12 protein-coding genes are annotated in these 13,862 nt (G+C 52.9%); 8 read left to right on the plus strand and 4 right to left on the minus strand.

Features of this window, described 5'->3' with window-relative positions:
• Positions 1 to 36: 36 nt before the first annotated feature.
• Positions 37 to 1,074, plus strand: a complete 1,038-nt coding sequence (gene waaC / locus K6123_RS04935) for a lipopolysaccharide heptosyltransferase I (RefSeq protein WP_221794752.1) — start codon at positions 37 to 39, stop codon at positions 1,072 to 1,074.
• Here waaC and K6123_RS04940 read toward each other — a convergent pair.
• Positions 1,059 to 2,288 (minus strand): EAL and HDOD domain-containing protein, encoded by a 1,230-nt coding sequence (locus tag K6123_RS04940; protein ID WP_221794754.1) that lies wholly within the window; start codon positions 2,286 to 2,288, stop codon positions 1,059 to 1,061. The genes waaC and K6123_RS04940 overlap by 16 nt on opposite strands.
• Before the next feature lie 106 nt (positions 2,289 to 2,394).
• On the opposite strand from K6123_RS04940, the gene K6123_RS04945 reads away from it, so the two are divergent.
• A complete protein-coding gene (locus tag K6123_RS04945) occupies positions 2,395 to 3,330 on the plus strand; it encodes a chemotaxis protein CheV (RefSeq protein ID WP_221794756.1) in 936 nt (311 codons plus the stop codon).
• A 60-nt stretch (positions 3,331 to 3,390) separates the two neighbouring features.
• The gene (locus K6123_RS04950) at positions 3,391 to 4,197 is read left to right on the plus strand and encodes an MOSC domain-containing protein (protein ID WP_221794759.1); all 807 of its coding nucleotides are present in this window, start codon (positions 3,391 to 3,393) and stop codon (positions 4,195 to 4,197) included.
• Here the strand turns inward: K6123_RS04950 and K6123_RS04955 are convergent.
• The 3 genes from K6123_RS04955 to gltA all read right to left on the minus strand — a co-directional run bounded on the left by K6123_RS04955 (position 4,189) and on the right by gltA (position 7,152).
• Entirely contained in the window at positions 4,189 to 4,791 is a 603-nt protein-coding gene (locus K6123_RS04955) for a hypothetical protein (RefSeq protein ID WP_221794761.1), read from the minus strand. The two genes, K6123_RS04950 and K6123_RS04955, sit on opposite strands and share 9 nt — an antisense overlap.
• Before the next feature lie 72 nt (positions 4,792 to 4,863).
• Positions 4,864 to 5,736, minus strand: coding sequence for an NAD(P)-dependent oxidoreductase (locus K6123_RS04960; RefSeq protein WP_221794763.1), 873 nt, complete (start codon positions 5,734 to 5,736; stop codon positions 4,864 to 4,866).
• 138 nt (positions 5,737 to 5,874) lie between these two features.
• Positions 5,875 to 7,152 carry a citrate synthase gene (gene gltA / locus K6123_RS04965; protein ID WP_221794765.1) on the minus strand — a complete coding sequence of 426 codons (1,278 nt, stop codon included), beginning with the start codon at positions 7,150 to 7,152 and terminating at the stop codon, positions 5,875 to 5,877.
• A 361-nt stretch (positions 7,153 to 7,513) separates the two neighbouring features.
• On the opposite strand from gltA, the gene sdhC reads away from it, so the two are divergent.
• The 5 genes from sdhC to K6123_RS04990 all read left to right on the plus strand — a co-directional run bounded on the left by sdhC (position 7,514) and on the right by K6123_RS04990 (position 13,843).
• Complete coding sequence (sdhC, locus tag K6123_RS04970; protein ID WP_221794767.1) at positions 7,514 to 7,888, plus strand: succinate dehydrogenase, cytochrome b556 subunit; 375 nt, start codon at positions 7,514 to 7,516, stop codon at positions 7,886 to 7,888.
• Complete coding sequence (gene sdhD, locus K6123_RS04975; protein WP_221794769.1) at positions 7,882 to 8,229, plus strand: succinate dehydrogenase, hydrophobic membrane anchor protein; 348 nt, start codon at positions 7,882 to 7,884, stop codon at positions 8,227 to 8,229. Before sdhC ends, sdhD begins: the two co-directional genes overlap by 7 nt.
• Before the next feature lie 3 nt (positions 8,230 to 8,232).
• Positions 8,233 to 10,005: a succinate dehydrogenase flavoprotein subunit gene (gene sdhA / locus K6123_RS04980; RefSeq protein WP_221794771.1), complete on the plus strand. Its 1,773-nt coding sequence runs from the start codon at positions 8,233 to 8,235 to the stop codon at positions 10,003 to 10,005.
• A gap of 13 nt (positions 10,006 to 10,018) precedes the next feature.
• Positions 10,019 to 10,729, plus strand: a complete 711-nt coding sequence (locus K6123_RS04985) for a succinate dehydrogenase iron-sulfur subunit (protein WP_221794772.1) — start codon at positions 10,019 to 10,021, stop codon at positions 10,727 to 10,729.
• Between the two features lie 276 nt (positions 10,730 to 11,005).
• Positions 11,006 to 13,843, plus strand: coding sequence for a 2-oxoglutarate dehydrogenase E1 component (locus K6123_RS04990; protein ID WP_221794774.1), 2,838 nt, complete (start codon positions 11,006 to 11,008; stop codon positions 13,841 to 13,843).
• The last annotated feature ends 19 nt before the right edge of the window (positions 13,844 to 13,862 follow it).

Here is a 13,862-nt window from a genome sequence, read left to right on the forward strand (position 1 = left end):
GGTACTTTCCGCGCAGTTCAATTGGGAATCGTAATCGTGAAACTCTTGCTGATCAAAACCTCATCCCTTGGCGATGTCTTCCACACGCTGCCAGCGCTGGAAGATGCGCGCCGCAAAATTCCGGATCTGGAAGTCGATTGGGTGGTTGAAGAAGCGTTTGCCGATATTCCTGGTTGGCATCCGGCCGTGAAAAGCGTTATCCCGGTGGCTTGGCGACGTTGGCGTAAAGGCTTGTTGAAAGCCGAAAATCGTCAGCAAATGAAAGCCTTTCGCCAGCGCTTGCGCGCAGAGAACTACGATCTGGTGCTTGATGCCCAGGGGTTGATCAAAAGTGCTGCCATAACCTGGCTGGCTGGCGGCAAGAGTATTGGTCTGGATCGTGACAGTGCTCGGGAGCCGTTGGCCTCGCGGGTGTATGGCCAGAAAATTGCGGTTGCTCGTGGTGGTCATGCGATTCATCGTTTGCGTGAGTTGTTTGGCAAGGCTCTGGGGTACGACTGGCAGGATTTGCCGTTCAGTTATGGTGTCAGTCGTGAACGCTGGCAGGCACCTGCAGCTGATGGTGCCTATTGGCTGTTCTTGCATGGAACCACCTGGGATACCAAATTGTGGCCGGAAAACTATTGGCGTGAGTTGTCAGGGTTGGCGTTGGCGGTTGGCCGCAAGGTGATGTTGCCGTGGGGCAATGATGAAGAAAAAGCCCGCGCCGAACGCATTGCTGATGGACTGCAAGGCGTGCAGGTCTTGCCTCGAATGGGTCTCAACGAGCTGACCGCATGGCTGGCTTATGCTGAAGCCATTGTCGGGGTGGATACCGGTCTTTCTCATGTTGCAGCGGCGCTTGAAGTGCCTGCGGTGGCGATTTACGGCTCGACCAATGCCGAGCTGACAGGTGCGCTGGGTCCGGCGATGGAGGTATTGGCCAGTCGTTATGCCTGTGCGCCGTGCTTGTCGCGTAAATGCCTTAACCCAGGCGATGGTTCGGTTGAGCCGCCCTGTTATCGGGAGATTTCACCACCGCGGGTGGTTAACCAGTTGCAGGCCTTGATTGCGGCCTGTCACGACAGTGCCTGAATCAGATCTCTGGCATCCGTCAGAGCTTCCAGATAGGCCAGCGACACGTCCTGACTACTGAGTCCGCGCTGTTCCAGTGCGGCCCAGTTCAGGGTTGACCAATCGGCTTGTTCCAGTTTCAGAATGACCTTCAGAAGTGCACCCAGTTCGCCACTGCGTTCTGTGAGCGCTTTGGTAAATGCATCCGGCAGCTTGAGTTTCTGGCACAGCAGCGGCATGGGTAAATCGACAAACGCATCCAATAGTGACAGCAGGCCGATGGTGAAAGCAGTTTCCTTGTCGGTATTTTTCCAGTGCGCGGCCAGTTGGCGCGCGAGGCAGGCACGAGCAACGGCTTGTTCCTGCAATGCTCTGGGCTTGTCATTGAGCTGGCCCAGAGCCAGCAGGTTGCTCCAGGAGCGCAGGCGATCAAAACCAATGATCATAATGGCACGATTGATCGAAGTGACTTCTGTCGGACAGCCCATCGACGCCGAGTTGACGATTTGTAATAAACGGAAACTCAACTGAGGGTCGGCCTGAATGACTCGGGTTACGTCATCGACTTCGGAGTCGGGGTTGTTCAGTACCCGCAGCAGTTTCAGTACGCTTAACTTGTTGTCAGAAATTTTCTTGCCATAGAGGGTATGGGGGCGAGCAAAAAAATAGCCCTGAAACAGTTCAAAGCCAGCTGCCAGGCAGGCTTCAAAATCTTCCTGCGTTTCTACCTTTTCCGCTAGCCATGACAGTCCGGGTCGCTGATATTGTTGAATCAGATCGGTCATTTTTTGGGGGTTGTCCAACGCCAGAATATCAACCTTGATGATGTCGATGTGATCGAGCAGTTCGGGCGGGATTACGGCGCCTGTGTAGTCATCCAGTGCCACCCGGAATTGCAGTTTCTTCAGCTTTTGCAGGTGAGGGATCAGGTCGGTCGTCAGTTCCAGATGTTCAAGAATTTCCGCGACTACCTGCTGGCCACAAATCATCGGCGGATTTTCCAGCCAGAAGCGGGTGAAATTGATAAAAGCGGGCAGGCCGCCGGTGACTTCTTCAATGCCAAGATCGCCAAAGGCGCCCGTTATGACCTCGCTGGTAGCGCTGTCGCCATGGCTGGCCTGCCAGGCTTCGGTGGCTGCCGGTACCGGCCGACTCAGTAATTCGTAGCCAACGATCTCCTGATTTTTGTTGAGAATGGGCTGGCGGGCCAGCAGTGGCGCAGAAAAATTGGTCATCCGGGAGTCTCATCTGGCAAAAAGCAGCTCTATTAGTGTAGCGCATTCATGCGTTTTTCCTGTGCTTGTCTACACTTGCTTTTAGTAGTGACAAGCGGAGCCTTATATGAGCGGCGTATTGAGCAGTGTTGATGCCCGAACCAAACTGGTTGGCCAAAATCGGCTGGAGATTTTGTTGTTCCATTTGGGCGGCAGCCAGTACTTCGCGATCAACGTTTTCAAAGTGCAGGAGGTAATGCGGTTGCCTCGCCTGACAGTTTTGCCTGATTGTCATCCGGTAGTGCGGGGGGTGACGCATTTGCGTGGCCAGACCGTGCCGGTTGTCGATTTGCGACAGGCAATCCAGATGGGGCCACTGAACGTCAAACCAGAAGACGCCACCATCATAGTGACCGAATACAACATGACGGTGCAGGCCTTTCTGGTCTCTGGTGTTGATCGTATCGTCAACATGAATTGGAACGAAATTCTGCCGCCGCCGGGTGGTGCTGGTCGTAATCATTACCTGACGGCGATTACTCGTATAGATAACCGTATTGTCGAAATTATTGACGTCGAGAAGGTGTTGGCAGAAATCGCGCCATACGACACCAAGCTGTCAGATGATGTTTATGAGGTTGATGTACTGGATCGGGTGCGCGGTAAAAAAATCCTTATCGTTGACGACTCACGGGTAGCACTTGATCAAATGCGTCAGGTGCTGGAGCCAATGGGGCTGGAAGTGGTTGAGGTTCGTAATGGTCTTGATGCCTATCAGTTGCTGATGCACTGGAAGGAAACCGGTATGGATATTCGCGACGAGCTGACGATGGTGATTACCGACGCGGAAATGCCGGAGATGGATGGCTATATGCTGACCACTGAAATACGTCGCGATCCTGAGCTACGGGAACTGACTGTTGTGTTGCACACGTCACTGTCTGGTAATTTCAACAAGGCCATGGTGCAAAAGGTCGGCTGTGATGCCTTTCTGTCAAAGTTCGCCCCGCATTTGATGGCCACTGAAATTCAGCGTTTGCTGCGCGAGAAGTTTTTGGCCTGATTCTGGTCAGGCCTGGTTATAGCGCTTATGCTCGGGGAAATTTTCTGCATGTGTTTCCCCATGGCTTTCGTAACCGTTTCTTCATTGTTTATCTATCCAGTCAAATCCTGCGCGGGCTTGGCTGTATCCTCTTTGCGCTTTGATCAGCAGGGCCCGCTGCATGATCGGCGCTACATGGTGGTCGACCCTGATGGCAAGTTCCTTACCCAGCGTCAGCTGCCTGCGATGGCGCATATCTATCCGCAGCTGGATGAAGCGGGGGAGCTGTCGCTGGCAGCTGCCGATGCCGGAGTTATTCAGGTTCCGGCCGGTGGTGGAGAGTGGCTGGAGGTCAATGTCTGGGGTGATAGTGTGCAGGCGCAAGATTGCGGCGCTGAAGTAGCCAGCTGGCTTTCGGACTTGTTGCAGCGACCTTGTCGACTGGTTTATCTGACGGCTGATAGTCAGAGGCTGGTCGATCAGCGCTATGCTGAAGCGGGTGAGCTGGTTTCGTTTGCTGACGGTTTTCCAGTGCTGGTCGTTTCTGAATCGTCCTTGCAAGCCTTGTCTGAAGAAGCCGGTCTGGATATTGATGTGCGCCGCTTTCGGCCTAATGTGGTGGTATCCGGTAGTGCTGCATTTGCCGAGTTGCAATGGCATCAGCTGGTAGCTGGGGAGTCGTCACTGGTTTTGGTGAAGCCGTGTGAGCGTTGTGTCATCCCGACCCGGGATATGGTTACCCAGCAGCGTCAGCCAGCAGTGACAGCGGCACTGAAGTCCATTTGCCTGCATAAAAACAAGCTGATTTTTGGTGTTAATGCACTGGTGCGGGAGATGGATTCCCTTCATGTTGGACAGGTGTTCGATATTGTTGCCGTTTCAGAATAATTCGACCTCATCGGTAGTGCCAAAGTCCTCTTTGCTACTGTCATTAAAATGATGGCGGTAGATTTGTAGTGCCTGGGAAACTGTGTGGCCAGCCATGATGTGTTCGAACATGATGCGCTCGGCTTCCATGGTGTAGTTGCTTTTGATCTGGTTTTGCAGATGTTTCCAGGCACTGTGTTTGTAGCGGGCGCTGTTATCGGCCATCAGGTGGCCAACCTGTTCAAGGCTATGGCTGACGTGGTCAAGCCGTTGACTGAGGCGATCATAGAACTGGAAGGCAATAATTGACTGTTGGATTTCTTCGCTGACGCCGCTGGCAATACGGTGGATTTCAGCCTTGAGAGCAGCGCTGTCAGCAATGCTGTCGCTACTGTGATCCTGTTGGGTTATTTCGAGAATTCGCAAGGTATTGGATGCCATCGCAAGAAAGGTGGTCGATAGCTTGTCGACTGACTGGGAACCATCTTTCATGGTGGTTTCAATCTGGGCGACGGCCAACGCCAGCATGGCCATGGTTTCACCAATCTGGCTCCAGTCCATGGTCTGGTCATCGGGCTGGGCATTGCCTGCTATCGAGTGTCTTTCTCTGTTCATTGGTGCATCTCACTGCAGTGGTCCTTTAACCCTAGACCACTTTATGCAAGTTGGGGAGAAATGCGGACAAGATCAGTCCTGTTTGCGCTGCAGGCGTTTGAGCAGGACGGAAGTGTCGCTGCGGCCTTCACCGCGGCCTTGCAGTTCGGCATAGAACTGGTCGACCAGGGCGGTGACTGGCAGGCTGGCGTTGACGTTGCGTGCCTGCTGTAAACAGATGCCGAGATCCTTGCGCATCCAGTCGATCGCGAAACCGTGGTCATAATGGTTGTTGATCATGGTTTTGTAGCGGTTCTGCATTTGCCAGCTACCGGCGGCTCCCTGTGAAATAACCGGAATCAGGGTTTCAATGTCGAGGTCGTTTTGTTGGGCAAAATGCAGGCCTTCGGCAAGTCCTTGTACCAATCCGGCGATGCAGATCTGATTAACCATTTTGGCTTTCTGACCGCTGCCAACGTTACCGATGCGGGCGATGGTTTTGGTGTAGGCGTTGGTTGCTTCAACAACTTTGGCATAGACCTCTTCGCTGCAGCCAACCATCACACTAAGCTGGCCATTGATCGCTCCTTGTTGGCCGCCAGAGACGGGTGCGTCAACGAAGGTAACCCCGGCTTGTTGGCAGGCATCTGACATGCGTTCGGCGAGTGCGGATGAGGTGGTCGTGTGGTCGATGATGATTTGGCCGGGGCGGGCATTGCGGAGGATGCCTTCAGCACCGCAGATCATTTCCTCGACATCCTCATCGCGGCCAACGCACAGCATCAAAATGTCGGCCTTGAGGCTGGCTTCTGCCGGGCTTGTTACCCGACTGCCATAGAACTCATTTATCCAGTTTTCAGCTTTATTTGGTGAACGATTATACACAGTGACATTGTGGCCATTCTTTGCGAGATGACCTGCCATTGGATATCCCATGGTGCCGAGGCCAATAAATGCGATGTCCATATTTAATACCTTTATGTTGGGAATAAGTATGAGGGTATATTAAATATTTGATTTGGTTATTCGTTTTTTCGTTACGACTGGATATATTTTGCGCAGATATAAAAAAAGCCGCATATGCGGCTTTTTTTATTGGTCATATCAGGCTGGGTAATCGCGCTGGGTGTGACCGGTGTAGAGCTGGCGAGGACGACCGATACGGTAGTCGCCGCTGATCATCTCGTTCCAGTGGGCGATCCAGCCTGGCGTACGGCCGGTGGCAAAGATCACAGTGAACAGCTCAGTCGGGATGCCGATGGCTTTCAGGATGATGCCAGAGTAGAAGTCGACGTTTGGATACAGGCCACGCTTGACGAAGTATTCGTCTTCGGTGGCGATTTTCTCCAGTTTCATGGCGATCTTCAGCATTGGATCGTCTTCCATGCCCAGTTCTGCCAGTACTTCGTCACAGGTCTGCTTCATCACTTTGGCGCGAGGGTCAAAGTTCTTGTAGACGCGGTGACCGAAGCCCATCAGGCGGAATGGGTCGTCCTTGTCCTTGGCTTTGGCGATAAACTTGTCGATGTTGGACTCGTCACCGATTTCAGCCAGCATGCGCAGTACGGCTTCGTTAGCACCGCCGTGAGCAGGGCCCCACAGTGCGGCGATACCGGCTGCGATACAGGCGAATGGGTTGGCGCCAGTGGAGCCAGCCAGACGTACTGTAGATGTAGAGGCGTTCTGTTCGTGGTCTGCGTGCAACAGGAAGATGCGGTCCATTGCCTTGGCCAGAACCGGACTGATTTCCTTGTCTTCACATGGGGTGTTAAACATCATGTGAAGGAAGTTTTCAGAGTAGCTCAGGTCGTTGCGTGGATACATGAACGGCTGTCCAATGGAATACTTGTAAACCATTGCTGCCAGGGTAGGCATCTTCGCGATCAGGCGGTGAGCGGAAATCACACGGTGATTTTCGTCATGGATGTCCAGTGAGTCGTGGTAGAACGCAGACAATGCGCCAACAACGCCACACATGATCGCCATTGGGTGAGCATCACGACGGAAACCGTTGAAGAAGTGGCTCAGTTGCTCATGAACCATGGTGTGGTTCTTGATGGTGCTGACGAACTCCTGTTTTTGCTCTGCAGTTGGCAGTTCGCCGTGCAGCAGCAGGTAGCAGGTTTCCAGGTAGTCAGACTTTTCAGCCAGTTGTTCAATCGGGTAGCCGCGATGCAGCAGAATGCCAGCAGCGCCATCGATGTAGGTGATTTTGGATTCGGTTGCTGCGGTAGAAACGAAGCCAGGGTCGTACGTAAAAAGGCCTTTTCCAGTCAGGCTACGAACATCGATTACATCCTGTCCAAGCGTACCTTCATAAACCGGTAATTCCAGGGATTCCTCGATGCCGTCGACTGTTAGTATTGCTTTTTTGTCAGCCATGGATAGGCCTCCTGCTGTTCAAAATTAAGCCCAATAATTAAGGCGTTACCTCTAATTAAGGGCGTTTACTATAGGTACTGAAGTATTTTTGTCAATTACTGGTCGATGAGCATATTCCGTACAGGAAACAATAATATCCACGTGGCACGGGGAATTATGGGGCAAATTAGTATCTTCTATTTATACGATAGTAGTAGAAGGGGGGTGTGAAGTGTTTGTAAAAGAGGTAGGGCGTGACTATAATTTGTCGCGGCCGTAAAACTTGTGCAAACCTTGTACAAGGTGTCGGCTGTCTTCTTGAGCCCGCGCTGTACTGTTGCTATCTGGCAGCTGTCCAGCCCATAAGAGAGTGTAAAGAGCCGTGAATAGCAATAGACCTACAAACCTAGATCTTTCTACTATTGAGCTCCCACTTCCCGCTAAAGCATCCATCATTCACCGTATCTCTGGTTTCATCCTGTTTTTTGCTGTTGCGTTCATGCTGACCGCACTGGCGACCTCACTGGAATCTGAGCAAGGCTTCGAAAGCCTGGTCGGTGCCTTCGATAATGGCTTGGTCAAGTTCATCGCCTGGGGCATTTTGTCTGCTCTCGGTTACCACTTTGTAGCAGGTATCAAACACCTGTTGATGGACATGGGAATTGGTGAAACCAAAGAAAGCGGACGTACCGGTGCCATTATTACCTTGGTTCTGGGCGTCGTTGTGATCGTACTGGCAGGAGTTTGGGTATGGTAACAAGTGTCACAAACCTGGGCCGTAGTGGCCTTTATGACTGGGTTGTGCAGCGCCTGACGGCGGTTGTTCTTGCCCTTTACACTCTGTTTCTGGTGGGCTTCCTGGCGTCTTCGTCAGATCTGCAGTTTGCCCAGTGGCAGGGCCTGTTTGCCCAGACCTGGATGAAAGTCTTCAGTCTGGCCGCTCTGATTTCGATTTGTGCCCATGCCTGGGTAGGTATGTGGACCATTTCAACTGACTACCTGAAGAACGCTGGCGTTCGTATCGTATTCCAGCTGGTGTGTGCAGGTTTTCTGTTTGTTTACCTCGTATGGGGTATCGATATCCTCTGGAGCGTGTAAGTTATGTCATCTATCAGAACCATGTCGTTTGATGCCATCGTAGTTGGTGGTGGCGGTGCTGGTATGCGTGCCGCGCTGCAGCTGACCGAAGCTGGCATCAAGACAGCTTGTATTACCAAGGTTTTCCCAACCCGTTCCCACACCGTATCTGCCCAGGGCGGTATCACTTGTGCGATCGCTTCTGCTGATCCCAATGATGACTGGCGCTGGCACATGTACGATACCGTTAAAGGTTCCGATTATATCGGCGACCAGGACGCTATCGAGTACATGTGTTCCGTAGGCCCGCAGGCGGTGTTCGAACTGGAACATATGGGTCTGCCATTCTCCCGTACTGAAGAAGGTCGTATCTACCAGCGTCCGTTTGGTGGTCAGTCGAAAGACTTCGGTAAGGGTGGTCAGGCTGCTCGTACCTGTGCTGCTGCTGACCGTACTGGTCACGCACTGCTGCACGCTCTCTATCAGGGCAACCTGAAAGGCGGTACTACCTTCCTGAATGAATGGTATGCCGTTGATCTGGTGAAAAACTCCAAAGGTCAGGTAGCGGGTGTTATCGCTATCTGCATCGAAACCGGCGAAACCGTTTACATCCAGTCCAAGGCGACTGTGCTGGCAACCGGTGGTGCTGGTCGTATCTATCAGTCCACTACCAATGCTCTGATCAACACTGGTGACGGTGTTGGTATGGCGATCCGTGCTGGCGTGCCAATGCAGGATATGGAAATGTGGCAGTTCCACCCGACCGGTATTGCCGGTGCCGGTGTTCTGGTAACTGAAGGCTGTCGTGGTGAAGGTGGTTACCTGATCAACAAGGACGGCGAACGTTTCATGGAGCGTTATGCTCCTAACGCCAAAGACCTGGCGGGTCGTGACGTTGTTGCGCGCTCCATGGTTCTGGAAATTCTGGAAGGTCGTGGCTGTGGTGAAAACGGCGATCACGTATTCCTGAAGCTGGATCACCTGGGTGAGGCCACCCTGAACGCCAAGCTGCCAGGTATTCTGGAACTGTCCCGTACCTTCGCTCATGCAGATCCTGTTAAAGAGCCGATCCCGGTTGTTCCAACCTGTCACTACATGATGGGTGGTATTCCAACCAATATCGGTGGTCAGGCGCTGACTGTTGATGAAAACGGCAACGATGTTGTTGTTGAAGGTCTGTACGCTGCTGGCGAAATCGCCTGTGTATCCGTACATGGTGCCAACCGTCTGGGTGGTAACTCACTGCTGGATTTGGTGGTGTTCGGTCGTGCAGTGGGTCTGCAGGTTGAACAAAGCTTCCGTGACGGTTTCGAATCTGTTCCTGCTTCTGATGCCGACATCGACGCAGCAATGGCTCGTCTGAATCGCCTGAATAGCACCACTGGTGGTGAGAGTGTTGCTGACGTTCGTGCTGAATTGCAGAAAACCATGCAGCTGTACTTTGGTGTGTTCCGTGAAGGTCCTTCCATGGAGAAGGGTCTGGCGATGCTGAAAGAGATCGGTGAGCGCGTCAAGAACACTGTGCTGGATGACAAGAGTGGTGCTTTCAACACTGCCCGTATCGAAGCGCTGGAACTGGATAACCTGTTCGAAACTGCCTATGCCACTGCGGTAGCAGCGATTGAGCGTAAGGAATCCCGTGGTGCTCATGCCCGTAACGACTTCACCGAGCGTGATGACGAAAACTGGCTGTGCCACTCCCTGTACTTCCCGCAAACCAAGACCATTGGCAAGCGTGCAGTGAACTTCGCTCCCAAGACCATGGAAGCGTTCCCACCAAAAATCCGTACCTATTAATGGGAGGTAAGCAATGTTAGTAAGTGTCTATCGCTACAACCCAGAAAAAGATTCTGCACCTTATATGCAGGACTTTGAGGTGACGATTCCTGGTGGTCGTGACGTGATGGTGCTGGATGTTCTGGCTCTGGTTAAAGAGCAGGACACCGGTCTGGCTTACCGTCGTTCCTGTCGTGAGGGTGTATGTGGCTCTGACGGTATGAACATCAACGGCAAGAACGGTCTGGCTTGTATCACGCCGATCTCTGAAGCTACCAAAGGTAAAATGGACAAGCTGGTGCTGCGTCCATTGCCTGGTCTGCCAGTGATTCGTGATCTGGTTATCGACATGTCGCTGTTCTACAAGCAGTACGAGCGCATCAAGCCGTACCTGCAGAATAATACTCCTGCGCCAGCCATCGAACGTCTGCAGACTCCTGCAGAGCGTGAAAAGCTGGATGGCCTGTACGAGTGTATTCTGTGTGCTTGTTGTTCAACTGCGTGTCCATCTTTCTGGTGGAACCCAGACAAGTTTGTTGGCCCGTCCGGTTTGCTGCAGGCTTACCGTTTCCTGGCTGACAGTCGTGATACTTCTACAGCTGAGCGTCTGACGGATCTGTCTGATCCATTCAGTGTGTTCCGTTGCCGCGGCATCATGAACTGTGTGAATGTGTGTCCAAAGGGTCTGAATCCGACCCGTGCGATTGGTCACATTCGCAACATGCTGTTGAATCAACAGATTTAATCAGCACGCTGACGGAAACCCTGTGTTTCAGGGTTTCCGGTTAGACGTAAGTGGGCTGGACACACAGCTCGTTTTCGTAAAAAATCCCAAAAATTTCGCGCCCACAAAGCGCGTATATAAAGTGAAAAAACGTTGTTGAGGGACCAGGGTATTCCTGCTTCACCTCAGAGGCCTTGCGACCTATCAGTCGGCCCTCTATCTTGCCTGGCATTGCTAGAGTCGGTGCAGCCATCTTGGGTGATCGTCCTCAATTAATCAGGAACAGGGTGATCGTACATGCACGAGCAGACAATGGAGCAGCTATGGAGCACTTCCCAGCTTGACGGTGGGAACTTGGCTTACATAGAAGAGCTCTATGAAGCCTATCTCAGAGACCCAAATGAGGTGTCTGAAGAGTGGCGCAATTATTTTGACCAACTCCCCAGAGCTGACGAAAACGTTACCGTCGATATTCCTCACAAACCGATTCGTGAACAGTTTCTGCTCATTTCCAAGAACCAGCGCCGTAGCCGTCCTGTTGCTGCCTCCAGTGTCAGCACTGAGCACGAGCGCAAACAGGTTCAGGTTCTGCAATTAATCCACGCATACCGTGGTCGCGGTCACCAGCAAGCCCGTCTCGACCCGCTGGGTCTGATGAAACGCGAATCTGTACCTGATCTGGATCTGCATTTCCATGGCCTGTCCAAGGCTGACCTCGACAGCAAATTCCAGTGTGGCACCCTGTTTATTGGCCAGGAAGAAGCGACTCTGAAAGAGATCGTTGATTCTCTGGAAGCTACCTACTGCGGAACAATCGGTGCAGAGTTTATGCACATTGTGAACACCGCAGAGCAGCGCTGGTTCCAACAGCGTCTGGAAAGCGCCCGCGCCCATCCAAAGTTCAGCAACGAAGTCAAATTGCACCTGTTGGAGCGTCTGACTGCGGCTGAAGGCCTGGAAAAATACCTCGGCTCCCGTTACCCGGGCGTCAAGCGTTTTGGTCTGGAAGGCGGTGAATCCCTGATTCCTCTGATGGACGAATTGATCCAGCGCTTTGGTTCCTACGGCGCCAAGGAAATCGTCATCGGTATGGCTCACCGTGGTCGTCTGAACACCCTTATCAACACCTTGGGTAAAAAGACCTCCGACCTGTTTGATGAATTTGAAGGCAAGGCTGATTACCAGCACCACGGCGACGTGAAGTACCACCAGGGCTTCTCTTCCAACGTGATGACGTCCGGTGGCGAAGTGCACCTGGCGATGGCGTTCAACCCGTCTCACCTGGAAATCGTATCACCAGTGGTTGAAGGTTCCGTACGTGCCCGTCAGGACCGTCGCGCTGACAAGACTGGCGAGAAGGTAGTACCTATTACCCTGCACGGTGACTCTGCATTCGCAGGTCAGGGTGTGGTAATGGAAACCTTCCAGATGTCCCAGACTCGCGCCTACAAGACTGGCGGTACCATTCGCGTTGTGATCAACAACCAGGTTGGTTTCACCACTTCCAGGCGTGAAGACGTGCGTTCTACCGAATACTGTACAGACGTTGCCAAGATGATCGAGGCGCCGATTCTGCACGTTAACGGTGATGATCCGGAAGCTGTGCTGTTCGTAGCCCAAATGGCTGCTGACTACCGTCGTGAGTTCCGTAAAGACATCGTGATCGACCTGGTTTGTTACCGTCGTCGCGGTCACAACGAAGCGGATGAGCCATCTGGCACCCAGCCGCTGATGTATGCCCAGATCAAGAAGCAAAAAACCACTCGTGAACTGTACTCCGCCAAACTGGCTGCGGAAGGCGTCATCACTGAGGCGGGTATCAAGGATCTGGAAGAAGAATACCGTTCTGCACTGGATGCCGGTCAGCACGTAGTGAAGAGCCTGGTTAAAGAGCCGAACAAGGAACTGTTTGTTGACTGGACTCCACACCTGGGTCACGGCTGGACTGCTGATGCGGATACCACCTTTGATCTGGCGCGCCTGCAGGAACTGTCTGCCAAGCTGCTGGAAGTACCAGAAGGCTTCAGCATTCAGCGTCAGGTTGGCAAGATTCTGGAAGACCGCGGCCGTATGGGCGCTGGCGCAACTCCAATTAACTGGGGTTACGCAGAGACCATGGCTTACGCCACGCTGCTGGATGAAGGTTATCAGGTCCGTCTGACTGGTCAGGACGTTGGTCGTGGTACCTTCTCCCACCGTCATGCGGTACTGCACAACCAGAAAGACGCCAGCACTTACGTGCCACTGGCGAACCTGAAAGATGACCAGCCTTCAATTGCCCTGTACGATTCGCTGCTTTCTGAAGAAGCGGTACTGGCATTTGAATACGGCTACGCCACTACCACGCCAAACGCGCTGGTAATCTGGGAAGCCCAGTTCGGTGACTTTGCCAACGGTGCCCAGGTGGTATTCGACCAGTTCATCTCCAGTGGTGAAAGCAAGTGGGGCCGCCTGTGTGGTCTGACCATGCTGTTGCCACACGGTTACGAAGGTCAGGGTCCAGAACACTCCTCTGCGCGTCTGGAGCGTTACCTGCAGCTGTGTGCCGAGCACAACGTGCAGATTTGCGTACCGTCGACTCCTGCCCAAGTGTACCACATGCTGCGTCGCCAGGTGATTCGCCCGCTGCGCAAGCCAATGGTGGTTATGTCTCCAAAGAGCCTGCTGCGTCACAAACTGGCTACCAGCACTCTGGAAGAACTCGCAGAAGGCAGCTTCCACACCGTCCTGCCAGAACTGGATGAGCAGGATCCAGCGGCAGTGCGTCGTGTATTGATGTGTTCCGGCAAGGTTTATTACGACCTGCTTGAACGTCGTCGTGCCGAAGAAATCAACGACATCGCGATCATCCGTATCGAACAGCTGTACCCGTTCCCGCATGACGATCTGGAAGCCGAATTGGCCAAATATCCAAATCTGGAAGCGATCTACTGGGTACAGGAAGAGCCGAAGAACATGGGTGCCTGGTACCACACCAAGCATTACATGGAGCGTGCAATCAGCACCGTCGGTCTCGATCTGGAACTGAACTACGCCGGTCGTGCTGCTGCTGCTTCTCCAGCCGCAGGTTATATGGCGCTGCACTTGAAGCAGCTTGAAGAATACATCACAGACGCTCTGGATATTCAGGGCTAATAGCAGGAACACTAAGGAA

The sequence above is a fragment of the Oceanobacter mangrovi genome, from assembly GCF_019740315.1.
Taxonomy (GTDB): Bacteria; Pseudomonadota; Gammaproteobacteria; order Pseudomonadales; family Oceanobacteraceae; genus Oceanobacter; species Oceanobacter mangrovi.